A 14,853-nucleotide genomic window follows, 5' to 3' on the forward strand; every position below is an offset into this window, starting at 1 on the left:
AGCAATCCTCACAAATGAGGATTGCTTTTTTCTTAATCTTCCATTGTAGAAAGATCACCAGTAGGTAAATCTAACTCCCACGCTTTTAAGACGCGACGCATAATTTTACCACTTCTAGTTTTCGGCAGTTTATCACGAAATTCTATTTCACGAGGTGCAGCATGAGCCGCTAATCCTTTTTTCACAAATTGACGGATATCCTCCTTTAATTCTTCCGTTACTTCATATCCATCTCTTAATGCAACAAATGCCTTTATGATTTCACCTCTTACTGGATCTGGCTTTCCAATAACACCTGCTTCAGCCACTGCTGGATGTTCGACCAGTTTGCTTTCGACTTCAAAAGGTCCAACACGTTCACCAGATGTCATAATCACATCGTCAATTCTTCCTTGGAACCAAAAATAACCATCTTCATCCATATAGGCAGAGTCACCCGACACATACCAACCACCCGGCATAAAATAAGACTGGTATTTCTGCTCATTTTTCCAAATGGTATGCATCATGGATGGCCAGCCTTTTTGAATGGCTAGGTTACCCATTCGATATGGAGGCAGCTCATTCCCTTGGTCATCAACAATCGCTGCTTTTACTCCTGGGATTGGTTTCCCCATGGATCCTGGCTTGATTTCCATACAAGGATAATTACAAATTAATTGAGCACCCGTCTCTGTCATCCACCATGTATCATGAATTCTAAGCTGGAATACCTTCATTCCCCAACGAACGACCTCTGGATTTAAAGGCTCACCCACACTTAAAATATGCCTTAAGCTACTTAAGTCAAAGCGCTTTACCACTTCATCTCCGGCACCCATCAGCATTCTAAAGGCAGTTGGAGCACTATACCAGACACTAACGCCGTACTCTTCAATCATTTTGTACCATGTTTCTGGATTGAAGCGACCACCTACTACGACATTAGAAGTCCCTGTTAGCCATGGCCCAAAGATTCCATAGGAAGTTCCAGTTACCCAGCCTGGATCAGCTGTACACCAGTACACATCGTCTTCCTTAAGATCTAAAACCCATTTTGCCGTTTGATAGTGTTGAATCATTGCATTATGTACATGCAGTACACCTTTTGGTTTTCCAGTTGACCCAGATGTATAGTGGAGAATGAGTCCGTCACTAAGGTTTACCCATTCAATATCTAGCTTGCTGCTTGACTCTTCAAATCTCTTTTTAAAATCGATAAACTTTCCTTCTTCTTTAATATTTTCTCCCACTAAGAAAATCGTTTTTAAAGCAGGAAGTTCATCTACGGGGACTCTTTCAAGAAGTTCTGGTGTTGTTACAAGAACCTTTGCCTCACTGTCTTCCAAACGATCTCGAACAGCACCTTCCATAAATGCTTCAAATAATGGCCCAACAATAGCTCCTAGTTTAATAGCACCTAAAACAGCAAAATACAATTCAGGTGATCTCGGCATAAAAATGAAGACACGGTCCCCTTTTTCCACATCTCCAAATGATTTTAATGCATTAGCAGCTTTGTTTGAGTATTGCTTCATTTCTTTAAACGTGTACTTTTCATTACGTTCTGCATCTCGGTAGTAAAGAGCTACCTTATTTTTACGGTAGGATTCTGCATGTCGGTCAATCGCTTCATACGCAAGGTTTACTCGACCTGTTTCAGACCATGAAAATTCCTTTTCCACTTCTCGCCAGTCGAATTGCTTGTACATTTGATCATAGTTTCCTAGATTAAATTCCCCATTGACTACTGATAGCGCTTCCACTTTCATCAAACCGTATCCCCCTTTGTTCATGCTTACTGTCATTATATAACAGAAAATTCTTTTTCTCAATTTTTAAAATATTTGTTTAGGAAAATATTTATGTCACAAAATCTTTTTAAATTTAACAGAAAATTTAGTGAAAGCGCTTAAATCAGGTGTTTTTCATGTATAATATTGATTACAAAAGGTATTTTCATTGGGTGGTGTATAGATGGAACATAGTAAAATATATAATGCAAAAAAATTAAAAACTCCCCATGGTGATTTAATTATTGAAGGTCCTATTTCTCCTGAAACCTTATCAGGTTATGAATTTCATCATGACTTAGTTGCTTTTCGCCCCCCAGCGCAACAGCATCAAGCACTAATTGAAATCGCTGCTCTGCCAGAAGGAAGGATTATTATAGCAAGGGACCGTCATACAATCGTTGGTTATGTTACCTACTTATATCCAGACCCCCTCGAGCGCTGGTCTGAGGGGAAAATGGAAGACCTAATTGAATTAGGTGCCATTGAAGTTATTCCTAAATACAGAGGTTGTAGTGTAGGGAAAAATTTACTTATTGTCTCTATGATGGATGATGCAATGGAAGATTTCATTACTATAACAACTGAATATTACTGGCACTGGGATTTGAAAGGTACTGGCTTGAACGTGTGGGAGTACCGCAAAATCATGGAAAAAATGATGAATGCCGGCGGTTTAGAATATTTTGCAACTGATGACCCTGAAATTAGCTCTCATCCGGCCAATTGCCTTATGGCTAAGATTGGAAAACGCGTTCCCAATGAATCGATTGAAAAGTTTGATCGATTAAGATTTATGAATCGTTTCATGTACTAACTCTTTGTTGTTCTCAAGAGAGTGATGTATTTATAGAAGGGGAGAAATAGTATGATAGTCGAAGAGATTATGAAATCTGACGTCTCAACTTTGACCTCTGACAACACGATAGCAGACGCCATTCAAATAATGAAAACAAAACGGATCAGACATCTTCCTGTAATAGATAATAGCAATCAGCTCATCGGTTTAGTGACAGATCGTGATATTAAGGAGGCAACTCCATCCATTTTTTATGCATCAGAACACAGTGATGTGCTTCAAAAACCAGTGAAAGAAATTATGAGAACCAATCTTATTACTGGACATCCTTTAGACTTTGTAGAAGAACTTTCAGCTGTTTTTTATGAACACCATATAAGCTGTGTCCCAATCATAAAAGATCAAAAGCTGGTTGGAATCGTAACGGAAACAGATTTGTTACATACCTTGGTTCAATTAACTGGCGCCCATCAGCCTGGTTCTCAAATAGAAGTAAAAGTACCTAATCGAGCTGGAATGCTTTGTGAAGTTACTGCAGTAATTAGTAAGAGGAAAGCCAATTTACTAAGCGTGCTTGTCTATCCAGACAAAAAGGATGAAAACTATAAAATTTTAGTATTGAGAGTTCAAACGATGAATCCGGTCACTCTCATTAACGAATTAAAAAAAGCAGGATATACGGTCCTTTGGCCAAATCTGCCAGGGATTACGACATGATCAATGATTCTGTTTTTATCTTTTCTGAAGAACAACTAAAGTACAAATTTAACTCCAATCATCCTTTTAATCAGCTTCGCCTAAAAATCACTCTAGATTTATTAAAACAATTGAATGCCCTATCTGATCATCAAATAATTCAACCTAGGAAAGCTAGCGATGAAGAATTACAGCTTATTCATGATCCTAGATATATTAATGCAGTAAAGCTAGCTGGTCTCGGTCAACTCTCTGCTGAAAAAGCAGAAAATTATGGCCTTGGAACAGATGATACTCCAATATTCCCAAATATGCATGATGCAAGTTCCTGGCTGGTTGGGGGAACATTAACTGCGGTTGACTATGTCATGACAGGGAAAGCCAAACATGCACTGAATCTTGGTGGTGGCCTACATCACGGTTTTAAAGGAAAGGCTTCTGGCTTTTGTGTCTATAATGATAGTTCCGTAGCTATAAAGTATCTTCAAGAAAAATACCATGCAAGAGTTCTTTATGTGGATACAGATGCTCACCATGGTGATGGGGTACAATGGTCCTTTTATGATGATCCAGAGGTTTGTACATTGTCCATACATGAAACAGGGAGATATTTATTTCCTGGTACAGGGAATGTGAATGAAAGAGGGCACGGAAAAGGATACGGTTTTTCCTTTAACATCCCTGTCGATGCCTTTACAGAGGACGAATCGTGGCTAGAAGCGTATACCACCTCCTTAACGGAAGTTGCTGCTTTTTTCAAACCAGATGTGATCGTAACCCAGAATGGTGTTGATTCACATTATTTGGACCCTTTGACCCATTTATCAGCAACCATGAAGATCTATCGTGAAATTCCTAAGCTTGCCCATCGTATTGCCCATCAGTATTGTGAAGGTAGATGGATTGCTGTTGGTGGTGGAGGCTATGATATATGGAGAGTCGTACCTAGAGCTTGGTCATTACTCTGGCTTGAAATGACCAATAACACAGAGCTTTCGAATGATCCACTACCATTAGAGTGGATTCAATCATGGCAGTCAAAAGCCTCTGTCCCTCTACCAAAACATTGGGACGACCCAAGCAATTTATATCCACCCATTCCTCGGAAAGCTGAAATTACTGAAAAGAATGCTCAGACAGTCGAAAAAGCTTTATACCCGATCCGTAACCATAAAAAGAGTATTGAAAAAGGCTGAAATTTATCAGCCTTTTTCTCATTAATCCGCTATTTCATTGGCATTGTATTTTGGATCAGAGATGACAATCTCAACCCTACGATTTTTTTGCCAATTCTCCTCACTATTGTTGGGAACAATCGGTCTCGTCTCACCGTATCCAACAGCAATAAACCTAGCTGAATCAAGATGAAAGTTTTCAATTAAATATCTGATGACTGAACCAGCTCTAGCTGCAGAAAGCTCCCAATTGGATGGATACCGCTCAGTGGTAATGGGTCGATTGTCTGTGTGCCCTTCCACCTTTACAAGATTCGGCATCTCCCCAAGCATCGTTCCCACTTTATCCAAAAAAGCATTGGATTCATTTAGAATCTCTGCTTCCCCTGACCGGAACAATGCTTGTTCTTGAAGAACTAACACTACACCTCGCTCTGTTCGATTGGCAACGATGACGTTGTTTAATCCATTATCGTCTAAATAGGATTGGACCTCTTGCAAAAGATTATCTAAACTTTGAGCAGCTTCACTATTCTCTTCCTGTTCCGACTCGCCCTGTCCTTCTAGTGGTACAATGGAAGGATAAAAATCTAAGAATTGCTTATCTCTCATCGAGTCAGCTAGTGCTTGGAACTTAATTAGATCGATTTGTGACATAGAAAATAAAAGTATAAAAAAGACGAGTACTAGGGTTACTAAATCAGAAAAGGTTACCATCCAACGTGGTGCCCCTTTAGGAGGCTGCCGATGTTTTTTAGTAAATTTCATCGTCTAAATCCTCGCGATTTAACTCTTTTTCCTTCGCTTCACGTTCTTCTTGAGACAGAAAGGCACTTAGCTTCTCTTGAAGAAGATTCGGATTTTGTCCTGATTGGACACCAATAACTCCTTCAACAATGATCTGTTTTAGAAAAGCTTCCTTTTCTGTCTTCAACTCTAGTTTTGCTGCTATAGGTATAAAGACAAGGTTCGCAAGCAAGGATCCATATAAAGTGGTTAATAAAGCGATTGCCATATTAGGTCCTAGTGTTGATGGGTCATTTAAATTTTTGAGCATGAGAACAAGCCCTATTAATGTCCCAATCATCCCCCAAGCTGGTGCATAATCACCAGCCTTCTCAAGAATCGCCCTTCCTTTTCTATGACGTTCTTCCATCGCTGCAATTTCAGCTAATAGAATATCTTGAATCACATCAGGATCCGTTCCATCAATAGCTAATAACATCCCTTTTCGTAGAAACCGATCTTCTACTTGATCGATCTCCATTTCAAGTGAAAGAAGACCTTCTCTTCTCGCTTTGCCCGATAAATGAACAAAGGTATCTATCAAATCTTGAAGCTTCCTTTCATCAGAAGAAAAAGACTGTCTCATAACTTTGATCATCTGCTTTATATCCTTTAAAGAAAAGCTGACAAGTAAGCCTGAAAGTAGTCCTCCTATAACAATAAGCAATGATGCAGGGTCAACAAATGATAATAGTCCGCTCATTCCCCCGTTGTAAACAATTCCAAATAACAGCATAATTACACCTATCGTCAATCCGATAGGTGTTAGAACATCAAGCTTTTTCATAGTTTCTCTCCCAACTATCATAAACAAATTTGTCATTTACCTTACATATCGACAAACTGTTTACTTTGTTGAGCTTCTATGCTCAATTCGGTGCGGAAGTACTACTGTATGTTCTGAGACTTTTTCCTTATTCATAAATTTCGTTAACAAACGCATCGCAACTGCACCGATATCATACAGTGGTTGAATAACCGTTGTTAGTTGTGGTCTTACCATAAGAGAAATTCTAGTATTGTCTGAGCTAATTACTTCGAAGTCATCAGGCACACTGTACCCTTTATCTTGTGCTCCATGAACAACACCAACTGCCATTTCATCAGATCCTACATAGATTGCTGTTGGTTTATCAGACAGTTCAAGTAACCTTTCGAATGCCTCGATACCTGAATCATACGTATAATCACCCTCAACAATAAGGTCTTCCTCAACTGAAATTCCAGCTGCCTCTAACGCCTTCTTGTACCCTACCAACTTCTTCTCTTTATTAATTGGTTCATGGAAAGGTCCAATAACCATCGCAATCCTTTTATGACCTTTTTCAATAAAGGTATTTACAGCATCAAAGGTTGCCTGTTCGTAGTCGATATTAACAGAAGGCACTTGTTCAGAATCTTCAAGCGAACCAGCAAGTACAATAGGAGCTGGAGATCTTTTAAATTCTGCCACATGTTCTTCGGAGATATTTCCACCCATGAAAACAATTCCATCTACCTGTTTACCTAGCATCGTGTTTAATAAGTGTAACTCCTTGTCCTTGTTTTGGTCTGAGTTACTTAAAATGATGTTGTATTTGTACATCGTCGCAATATCTTCGATTCCACGTGCAAGTTCTGCAAAAAACGGGCTCGAAATATCAGGAATAATAACTCCAACTGTTGTTGTTTTTTTACTTGCTAATCCTCTGGCCACAGCATTTGGACGATAACCTAATCTTTCAATCACTTCTAAAACTTTCTTTCTTGTAGCTGGCTTTACATTTGGATTTCCATTCACAACACGTGACACTGTAGCCATGGAAACATTTGCTTCACGTGCTACATCATAAATTGTTATGTTCACAATACCACTCCTTCTATATACGTCCTAACTTTAGGTTTATTTTACTGCAAGTTTGTCATTTTTAACCATTATATAAAAATCGAAACTTGTCTATTTATGTATCATTATCATACTTCACATAGTGAAATGTCGCAATGTAAAGGCTATCTATTTAACAAAAAAAAACAATTTTACGACGGAAAACGCAAAAAAACCGCCTATGATCAGCTCTCATAAGTCGGTTTTTTGTGTTATTTCTTATACACGCACTAAGTTAGAAGCTTGAATTTCTTTGTAGAAAGCATTAAATTGATCAATGTTCATTTGTTGAGCAGAATCAGACAAGGCAACTGCTGGATCTGGATGCACTTCTGCCATTACTCCATCAGCACCAACTGCAAGAGCCGCTTTTGCCATCGGAAGAAGTAAATCTCTACGGCCAGTTGAGTGTGTTACGTCAACAAGAACTGGTAGATGTGTTTCTTGCTTTAAGATTGGAACAGCTGAAATATCTAATGTATTTCTTGTTGCTCTTTCATACGTACGAATACCACGCTCACAAAGGATAATTTGGCCATTACCTTGAGACATAATGTATTCTGCTGCATTAATGAATTCCTCAATCGTTGCAGCAAGTCCACGCTTCAATAGAACTGGCTTATTTACAGCACCTGCTGCTTTTAACAGCTCAAAGTTCTGCATATTACGAGCACCGATTTGGATAACATCAATATAGTCAACAGCTTTCTCTATATCAGCTGGGCTTACGATTTCACTAATTACAGCAAGATCGTATTCATCAGCTACTCTTTTTAGAATTTTTAATCCTTCAATACCAAGTCCTTGGAAATCATAAGGTGAAGTTCTAGGCTTGTATGCTCCACCACGCATGAATTTTAATCCTTTTTCTTTAATTGAAGCAGCAACAGCAGCAACCTGCTCATACGACTCAACCGCACAAGGTCCGAAAATTAATTGTGGAATACCATGGCCAAGTTTTTCTCCCTTAACTTCAACAATTGTATCTTCAGGCTTCTTCTTACGAGACACAAGCAACGCTTTGCTATGATCATCCTTTTGAAGCTCTAACCCAGCCTTAAAGATTTCTTTAAAGATGTGTTCAACCGTTGAATTTTGGAAAGGTCCATCGTTGTTTTCCTTAATTATATCAAGCATGCTTCTTTCACGAACTGGATCGTAACGGAATACCCCTTGTGTTTCCTTTACACGGCCAATTTCTTGAACAAGTCTAGCTCTTTCATTAATTAACTTTAAAAGTTCAACATTTAACTCGTCAACACGGTCTCTAAGCTGATCTAACTCAACATTACTCATCATTTCTCGCCCCTTTGATTAGTAGATTTGAAAACAATGCTTTATTACATGCGAAATGAAAAGCCTAAAAAGGATTGTTCTTTATCCGCTTCATAAAGTGTGTTACATTTCTATATAAGTTAGAGTAATTATATATGAAATATTTTCAAATGTCACGCAATTTTCTTTAATAATTAAACGCTTTTAAGTATTAAAGTAGATTCTTTATTATATGAACCTAAGCTAGAAGGTGTGATTTCTTTGTCAAATAAATTGTTTGCTTTAGACATAGGTACTCGCTCATGTGTTGGCATTATTCTTGAAGAAACAAATAGTCAATACCATGTCGTCGATATGTTGTCGATAGAACACTCGGAGCGTGCTATGTTAGATGGCCAAATTCATGATGTTATGGCTGTAGCAAAGCTCATTACGCAAATAAAAGAGAAACTTGAAATCAAACATGGTCCTCTGCAAAAAGTTTGCGTCGCTGCTGCAGGAAGGGCTTTACGAACGGAACGCTCAAAGGTTTCACTGCCCATTAACGGTAAACCAATTATGCAAAAACAAGACATTCTTCATTTGGAGCTTTTAGCTGTTCAACACGCCCAAGCAGCGGTTGCAGAGAAATATAAAGAAGAGAAAAGTCATTATTATTATTGTGTCGGATATTCTGTCCTTTATTATCGTTTAGATGGAGAAGAAATCGGTAGCCTGATTGACCAACAAGGAGATGAGGCATCCGTTGAAATTATCTCAACTTTTTTACCGAAAGTTGTCGTTGAATCTTTACTAGCTGCCTTAACACGCTCAGGATTAGAGATGGAAGCATTAACACTCGAACCAATAGCAGCCATCAATGTTCTTATCCCCCCTTCCATGAGACGATTAAATGTAGCCTTGGTAGATATCGGTGCTGGTACGTCCGATATTGCTTTAACGGATATGGGAACAGTTATTGCCTATGGAATGGTTCCTATCGCCGGAGATGAAATTACAGAGGCAATCAGTGATCAATACTTACTTGATTTTCCTTTAGCTGAAATAGCCAAAAGACAAATAAACACTCAAGAGTCCATAACAGTCACTGATATTTTAGGATTTGAGACTGAGGTTTTGAAGGAGGACGTAATCGAACAAATTTCTTATGCCATTGACCGCCTTGCACGATCCATTTGTGATGAGGTACTACAGCTTAACAATGGAAAAGCTCCTAAAGCTGTTATGCTAGTCGGTGGTGGAAGTTTAACACCTGAACTTCCAAAGAAAATTGCTGAGAAACTTGAGCTTCCTTTAAATCGAGTCGCCATTAGAGGGATTGATGCCATTTCATCCTTAACGGTCTCTGAGACGATCACAAAAGGACCAGAGCTTGTCACTCCCATTGGTATTGCATTAGCAGCTAAACAATCACCGGTACAATATATGACGGTTTACGTAAATGAACAACCCGTTAGACTGTTCGAGGTAAAAGAATTAACCGTTGGAGATTGTTTATTAGCAGCAGGAATTAAAATGAATAAACTGTACGGTCGACCAGGACTAGCCATGATCATTACTTTAAATGAAAAAAACATTACCATTCCTGGTCAATATGGTCTTCCTCCAACATTAATGAAAAATGGAGAATGTTGTGCTCTAGATGATTCTATTGAAAACGGGGATATCCTGTATGTTGAAAAAGGACAAGATGGCGAACGTACCACTCTATCTATTGGCCAATTACTTGATGAAATCCCAACCAATGAAATAGAGATCAATGGAAAAACATACAAAATTGAACCGACATTTATATGCAATGGAGAAACCGTAAATAAAAATCATCTACTCAATGACCGGGATACAATCCAATTTCACTATCCAAAGACACTTGAAGACCTGTTACATTATCTAAATCTCACTAACCTTATAGAAGAACTTCGACCATTTCATCTAACCCTGAATGGTAAGCATACATTTTATCCCTCCTTTTCAGGAAAGCTCTACCGTAATGGGATGGAAACAAGACTTCAAAGTAGCTTTGAGAATCATGATAAAATCACTGTGCAAATGAGAGGAAATATTACTGTACAAGACCTCGCCGATGAAAATCAATATATACTTAATCAAACAATACCAGTTACATTTAACGATAAAGAAATACTCTTAAAAAAGAGTATCACCGTTGTGAACAGAGGGGATCAAAAATTACATGAGGCTAGTACCCTTTATGATGATGACTCCTTAAGCATCACCCATCAACGGTTACAGCCATTTATCTTTCAAGACATTTTTAAAGAGGTAGATATTGACCTTCCGAAAGAATCGAATGGATCATTCTTGCTTTTGAAGAATAACGAAGAAACAACATTCTATGAACATCTTGAACCGTTCGACTCTTTACAGATTATTTTTCCAACTCAAAAAGGAAGCCAGGTTATCAAATGATACCTAGCTTCCTTTTTTTATCATAATTGATTTTCTTGCGTTACGGTAGCTAATGCTTTGCTTGTAATCTTCCAGTGTGAAGCATGCCAAGCAACGTCCCCTTTTACAAAAAGGATTGCTTGAGGTGACTCATGTTTAATGTGGAAACGTTCGGCGATATAATTTGAAAGATCTCTTGATGTTTGAACAATTAAGTAATAGTTCTTAACACTTGAGTTACTAGTAAATTCTTCGTATTCCTCATAAGCTGCTTGACTGATTGGACAAGTATTCGAATGCTTTAGTAGATAAAAATTCTCATTTTCCACAAGAGCATCAAATTGTTCCTTCGTTTGAATTTGTTCCATTCTTACCCCTCCTAAGATATGTATAAGTTTATTTTACACAAATTGTAATAAAAAACGCAGTGTAGATATAATATCATTACACTGCGTTTTTGAACATTTATCTGCTTATTAATGATTTAATTGAGATTCTGTTTCATCAAAAGCTCTTTTTGTTTCCTCCAGCTTTCTTTGAAGCTCCTTATCATCACTTAACACGGGCGAAAAATCATCTTCATACACGACATCTGCTTCCGATTCAGTCTCAGGTTTGATTAACTTCACTTTACTCATCATGTCATTGGATTGTTTAGAAACAGCTTGTCCAATGGAAGAGGACTTTACTTTAGCAACTTCTGCTAATTCCGTGCTCTTTGTTTTTGCTACATCATAAAGCTGACTGGTCTTCCCTTTCAAACTTTCAGCTTGCGTGTTTAATTCCGTTCTCATTTCTTTTCCTGATTTTGGAGCGAGGAATAGTGCCGTTGCTGCTCCAACTAGCCCACCGATGATAGCACCCATTAAAAATTCCTTCGAACTTGATGTTTCGTTTACGTTTTGTCGATTTTCCTTTTCAGTATCGTGATTCACCATATGTTATTCCTCCTCTAATAATAACCTCTTTCTCTTCTTCCCTTCTCGGTAATCCCTTCTTCAACAACAGTCTTTTCCTTTTTCCTATGAGTCCATCGATCCTTCATTTCAAGAAGGACATTGCTCCATTGGAGGACTTGACTAACCTTGTCCTTATTCTGCTCAACAGCAAAGTTGACAGAGTTTGTGATCGTTTGAAGGGATGAATTAAACTTTTGAATCGTTACTCCAACATCTTTAACGGAATCAACGACACTTCCCAAGCTTTCTGATTTCTTTTGAATATCTTCCGCTAGGGCATTTGTTTTATGCAACAAATCCGTTGTTTCCCTTGTGACTCCGTCAAGCTGCCGTTCCAACCCATTTAATGTTTTTGATATACTATCTAAGGTTACTTGAAGTGACTGTAACGCTTTGGATAGAAAAATGACTAAAATAAGAAAAGCAATCGCCGCAATCCCTGCACTGACATAAAGTATCCACTCCAAAATATCCTACACCTCCATTGACGCTTACATTTCATTACTTACCCTACCAAGAATTCATTAAACGTCAATTGTAATAAATCAATACTAAAATTTTACCATAAATAAAACAAAATTGTTATAAATGCGCCAACTTTCGCCCTTTAGGTTACAATAATATATGTGTTAAAAGTTTTTTAAAAGGAAGGGAAAAAAATGAAAGATTCACGTATTGAGCTTCTAGCAAAAAACCTAATCAATTACTCAGTAAAGCTTCAGCCTGGTGAAAAGGTACTAATTGAAAATTTTGGTTTGCAGCGAGAGCTTGTAACAGCATTAGTGAAGGAAGCGTATGCTGCGGGAGGACATCCTTTCGTACTTCTTAAAGATCAGCAAGTGGATCGAGCTTTGCTCCTAGGTGCCCGGGAAGATCAATTTAACTTGATGGCAGATTTTGAAGCAAACGTTATGAGTCAAATGGATGCATACATAGGATTACGTTCCGGCGACAATATCAATGAACACGCAGATGTTCCTGATGACAAGATGAAAATTCACGGATCAACGATCGGAAAGAAAGTACACCGTGATATCCGTGTTCCTAAAACCAAATGGGTCGTTCTGCGTTATCCAAACTCATCCATGGCGCAACTAGCAAAAATGAGCACAGAGGGTTTTGAAGATTTTTATTTTAATGTTTGTAACTTAGATTATGGGAAAATGGATCATGCGATGAATGTGTTAGTCGAGTTAATGAACAAAACGGACAAAGTACGAATCACTGGACCAGGAACGGACTTATCCTTCTCAATCAAAGATATTCCGGCCATAAAATGCTCAGGACAAATGAATATTCCTGATGGAGAGGTATATACGGCTCCCGTACGTGATTCTGTCAACGGTGTCATTACTTATAATACTCCTTCTCCATATCAAGGCTTTACATTTGAAAATGTAAAACTAACTTTTAAAGACGGAAAGATTGTTGAGGCAACAGCAAATGATACAGAGCGGATTAATAGAATATTCGATACAGATGAAGGGGCACGTTTTGTTGGCGAATTTGCCATTGGTGTGAACCCTTATATCTTACATCCGATGCAAGATATCTTATTTGATGAGAAGATTGATGGAAGCTTTCATTTTACGCCTGGTCAATGTTATGATGATGCCTTTAATGGAAACCATTCAAACATTCACTGGGATATGGTCAATATTCAACGCAGCGACTATGGCGGAGGAGAAATGTACTTTGACGATGTGCTAGTTAGAAAGGATGGACGCTTCGTAATTAAAGAGCTAGAAGTATTAAATCCTGAGAATTTAAAATAACAAAAAGATGCAGCGACTAAAGCTGCATCTTTTTATTATAACTGACGTTCGTATGCTTCTTGGAATTTTTGAATATCTCCTGCTCCCATGAACAAGATGACACTGTTTTCATGTTGCTTTAGAGTCTCTGTATTTTCCTCGTTGATCATTTCAGCCGATTCGATTTTATTCCGTAAGTCCTCGATCGATAACTTACCATGGTTCTCTCGCGCAGAACCGAAGATATCACATAAATATACTTTATCTGCTAATTGAAGACTATCAGCAAATTCCTCTAGAAATGTTTGTGTTCTTGTAAATGTATGTGGCTGGAATACAGCAACAATTTCACGATCGGGATACTTTTGTCTAGCTGCATCAACTGTCGCTTTAATCTCCGTTGGATGATGGGCATAATCATCAATCAATACCTGAGAGCCGACGTGCTTTTCTGTAAACCTTCTCTTAACACCTGTAAAACTTAAGAGTTGTTCTTTAACCTTGTCAGCTGAAAGCTCTTCATAGTGACAAATGGCAATAACAGAAAGAGCATTTAATACATTGTGGTCACCAAAGGTTGGCACTTGGAATGTATCATAGAAAGTGTTTCTAACAAATACATCGAAGGTCGTTCCTTCAGTAGTTTTTACAACATTTCTAGCCTGGAAGTCATTTTCTTCCCCAAAGCCATAAAAAACAACAGGTACTTTTGCTTGAATTTTTTGAAGTTGCTCATCATCACCACAAGCAAAAATCCCTTTTTTCACCTGCCATGCCATCTCTTGAAATGCAGAAAATACATCATCAATATTAGCAAAATAGTCAGGGTGATCAAAATCAATATTCGTCATGATTGCATAGTCTGGAAAATACGAAAGGAAATGCCTTCTATATTCACATGCTTCAAACACAAAATACTCAGCATTTTCTTCTCCTTTACCCGTACCATCTCCGATTAAAAATGCAGTTGGTTTTGCACCTCTCATGACATGCGAAAGGAGCCCGGTTGTAGATGTCTTCCCGTGGGCACCAGTCACAGCAATACTAGTAAAATTTTGCATAAAATCACCTAAGAAACGGTGATATCGAATGACAGGCAATCCTAGTTTCATCGCTTCTTGAATTTCTTCATGATCATCTTTATAGGCATTTCCAGCAATAACTGTTAATCCTGGTACAATATTTTCTTTTTGGAAAGGTAGGATCTTTATTCCAAGATGCTCAAGGGCCGTCTGTGTAAAGAAACGTTTCTCAACATCTGAACCCTGAACTTCAAAATTCATATCATGAAGAATTTGTGCCAGTGCACTCATTCCAGATCCTTTTATACCCACAAAATGGTAAATTGTCATATAAAGAACCTCCAA

At 38.1% G+C, this 14,853-nt stretch carries 14 protein-coding genes; 5 read left to right on the plus strand and 9 right to left on the minus strand.

Annotated features, from left to right (window positions below; translation table 11 throughout):
• Positions 1-32 precede the first annotated feature (32 nt).
• The gene (gene acsA / locus MKX65_RS18205) at positions 33-1,751 is read right to left on the minus strand and encodes an acetate--CoA ligase (RefSeq protein WP_340906310.1); all 1,719 of its coding nucleotides are present in this window, start codon (positions 1,749-1,751) and stop codon (positions 33-35) included.
• A 205-nt stretch (positions 1,752-1,956) separates the two neighbouring features.
• Between acsA and MKX65_RS18210 the strand changes: the two genes are divergently transcribed.
• The 3 genes from MKX65_RS18210 to MKX65_RS18220 are packed head-to-tail and all read left to right on the plus strand — an operon-like array spanning position 1,957 to position 4,463.
• A complete protein-coding gene (locus MKX65_RS18210; RefSeq protein WP_340904921.1) occupies positions 1,957-2,589 on the plus strand; it encodes a GNAT family N-acetyltransferase in 633 nt (210 codons plus the stop codon).
• Between the two features lie 51 nt (positions 2,590-2,640).
• Positions 2,641-3,288 (plus strand): acetoin utilization AcuB family protein, encoded by a 648-nt coding sequence (locus tag MKX65_RS18215; RefSeq protein ID WP_340904922.1) that lies wholly within the window; start codon positions 2,641-2,643, stop codon positions 3,286-3,288.
• Positions 3,285-4,463: an acetoin utilization protein AcuC gene (locus MKX65_RS18220; protein WP_340904923.1), complete on the plus strand. Its 1,179-nt coding sequence runs from the start codon at positions 3,285-3,287 to the stop codon at positions 4,461-4,463. Before MKX65_RS18215 ends, MKX65_RS18220 begins: the two co-directional genes overlap by 4 nt.
• A 21-nt stretch (positions 4,464-4,484) precedes the next feature.
• On the opposite strand, the gene motS is transcribed toward MKX65_RS18220, so the two are convergent.
• From motS to MKX65_RS18240, 4 genes are all read right to left on the minus strand, one after another.
• Positions 4,485-5,210, minus strand: a complete 726-nt coding sequence (gene motS / locus MKX65_RS18225; RefSeq protein WP_340904924.1) for a flagellar motor protein MotS — start codon at positions 5,208-5,210, stop codon at positions 4,485-4,487.
• Positions 5,197-6,015 (minus strand): flagellar motor protein MotP, encoded by an 819-nt coding sequence (gene motP / locus MKX65_RS18230; protein ID WP_340904927.1) that lies wholly within the window; start codon positions 6,013-6,015, stop codon positions 5,197-5,199. Before motP ends, motS begins: the two co-directional genes overlap by 14 nt.
• A gap of 60 nt (positions 6,016-6,075) precedes the next feature.
• Complete coding sequence (gene ccpA, locus MKX65_RS18235) at positions 6,076-7,074, minus strand: catabolite control protein A (RefSeq protein ID WP_340904928.1); 999 nt, start codon at positions 7,072-7,074, stop codon at positions 6,076-6,078.
• Between the two features lie 237 nt (positions 7,075-7,311).
• Positions 7,312-8,388: a bifunctional 3-deoxy-7-phosphoheptulonate synthase/chorismate mutase gene (locus tag MKX65_RS18240; RefSeq protein ID WP_160546998.1), complete on the minus strand. Its 1,077-nt coding sequence runs from the start codon at positions 8,386-8,388 to the stop codon at positions 7,312-7,314.
• 234 nt (positions 8,389-8,622) lie between these two features.
• On the opposite strand from MKX65_RS18240, the gene pilM reads away from it, so the two are divergent.
• Positions 8,623-10,794: a pilus assembly protein PilM gene (gene pilM, locus MKX65_RS18245; protein WP_445677956.1), complete on the plus strand. Its 2,172-nt coding sequence runs from the start codon at positions 8,623-8,625 to the stop codon at positions 10,792-10,794.
• 20 nt (positions 10,795-10,814) lie between these two features.
• Here the strand turns inward: pilM and ytxJ are convergent, their stop codons facing one another.
• From ytxJ to MKX65_RS18260, 3 genes are all read right to left on the minus strand, one after another.
• A complete protein-coding gene (gene ytxJ / locus MKX65_RS18250; RefSeq protein WP_160546944.1) occupies positions 10,815-11,141 on the minus strand; it encodes a bacillithiol system redox-active protein YtxJ in 327 nt (108 codons plus the stop codon).
• Positions 11,142-11,249: 108 nt separating this feature from the next.
• Positions 11,250-11,711, minus strand: coding sequence for a YtxH domain-containing protein (locus MKX65_RS18255; protein ID WP_160546943.1), 462 nt, complete (start codon positions 11,709-11,711; stop codon positions 11,250-11,252).
• A gap of 14 nt (positions 11,712-11,725) precedes the next feature.
• Positions 11,726-12,199 carry a DUF948 domain-containing protein gene (locus MKX65_RS18260; protein WP_160546942.1) on the minus strand — a complete coding sequence of 158 codons (474 nt, stop codon included), beginning with the start codon at positions 12,197-12,199 and terminating at the stop codon, positions 11,726-11,728.
• A 192-nt stretch (positions 12,200-12,391) separates the two neighbouring features.
• Here MKX65_RS18260 and MKX65_RS18265 point away from each other — a divergent pair, with 192 nt between their 5' ends.
• On the plus strand, positions 12,392-13,507 hold the full coding sequence (locus MKX65_RS18265; RefSeq protein ID WP_160546941.1) for an aminopeptidase: 1,116 nt from the start codon (positions 12,392-12,394) through the stop codon (positions 13,505-13,507).
• A gap of 35 nt (positions 13,508-13,542) precedes the next feature.
• On the opposite strand, the gene murC is transcribed toward MKX65_RS18265, so the two are convergent.
• Entirely contained in the window at positions 13,543-14,838 is a 1,296-nt protein-coding gene (gene murC, locus MKX65_RS18270) for a UDP-N-acetylmuramate--L-alanine ligase (RefSeq protein ID WP_160546940.1), read from the minus strand.
• Positions 14,839-14,853: the final 15 nt, after the last annotated feature.

Source organism: Robertmurraya sp. FSL R5-0851, from assembly GCF_038002965.1.
GTDB lineage: Bacteria > Bacillota > Bacilli > Bacillales > Cytobacillaceae > Robertmurraya_A > Robertmurraya_A beringensis.

Bases quoted from the DNA above. Each gene is read 5' to 3' on its own strand.
- MKX65_RS18240 (WP_160546998.1), bottom strand. From the start codon at position 8,388: ATGAGTAATGTTGAGTTAGATCAGCTTAGAGACCGTGTTGACGAGTTA.
- MKX65_RS18255 (WP_160546943.1), bottom strand. From the start codon at position 11,711: ATGGTGAATCACGATACTGAAAAGGAAAATCGACAAAACGTAAACGAA.
- MKX65_RS18220 (WP_340904923.1), top strand. From the start codon at position 3,285: ATGATCAATGATTCTGTTTTTATCTTTTCTGAAGAACAACTAAAGTAC.
- murC (WP_160546940.1), bottom strand. From the start codon at position 14,838: ATGACAATTTACCATTTTGTGGGTATAAAAGGATCTGGAATGAGTGCA.
- ytxJ (WP_160546944.1), bottom strand. From the start codon at position 11,141: ATGGAACAAATTCAAACGAAGGAACAATTTGATGCTCTTGTGGAAAAT.
- motS (WP_340904924.1), bottom strand. From the start codon at position 5,210: ATGAAATTTACTAAAAAACATCGGCAGCCTCCTAAAGGGGCACCACGT.
- motP (WP_340904927.1), bottom strand. From the start codon at position 6,015: ATGAAAAAGCTTGATGTTCTAACACCTATCGGATTGACGATAGGTGTA.
- MKX65_RS18210 (WP_340904921.1), top strand. From the start codon at position 1,957: ATGGAACATAGTAAAATATATAATGCAAAAAAATTAAAAACTCCCCAT.
- MKX65_RS18215 (WP_340904922.1), top strand. From the start codon at position 2,641: ATGATAGTCGAAGAGATTATGAAATCTGACGTCTCAACTTTGACCTCT.
- acsA (WP_340906310.1), bottom strand. From the start codon at position 1,751: ATGAAAGTGGAAGCGCTATCAGTAGTCAATGGGGAATTTAATCTAGGA.
- MKX65_RS18265 (WP_160546941.1), top strand. From the start codon at position 12,392: ATGAAAGATTCACGTATTGAGCTTCTAGCAAAAAACCTAATCAATTAC.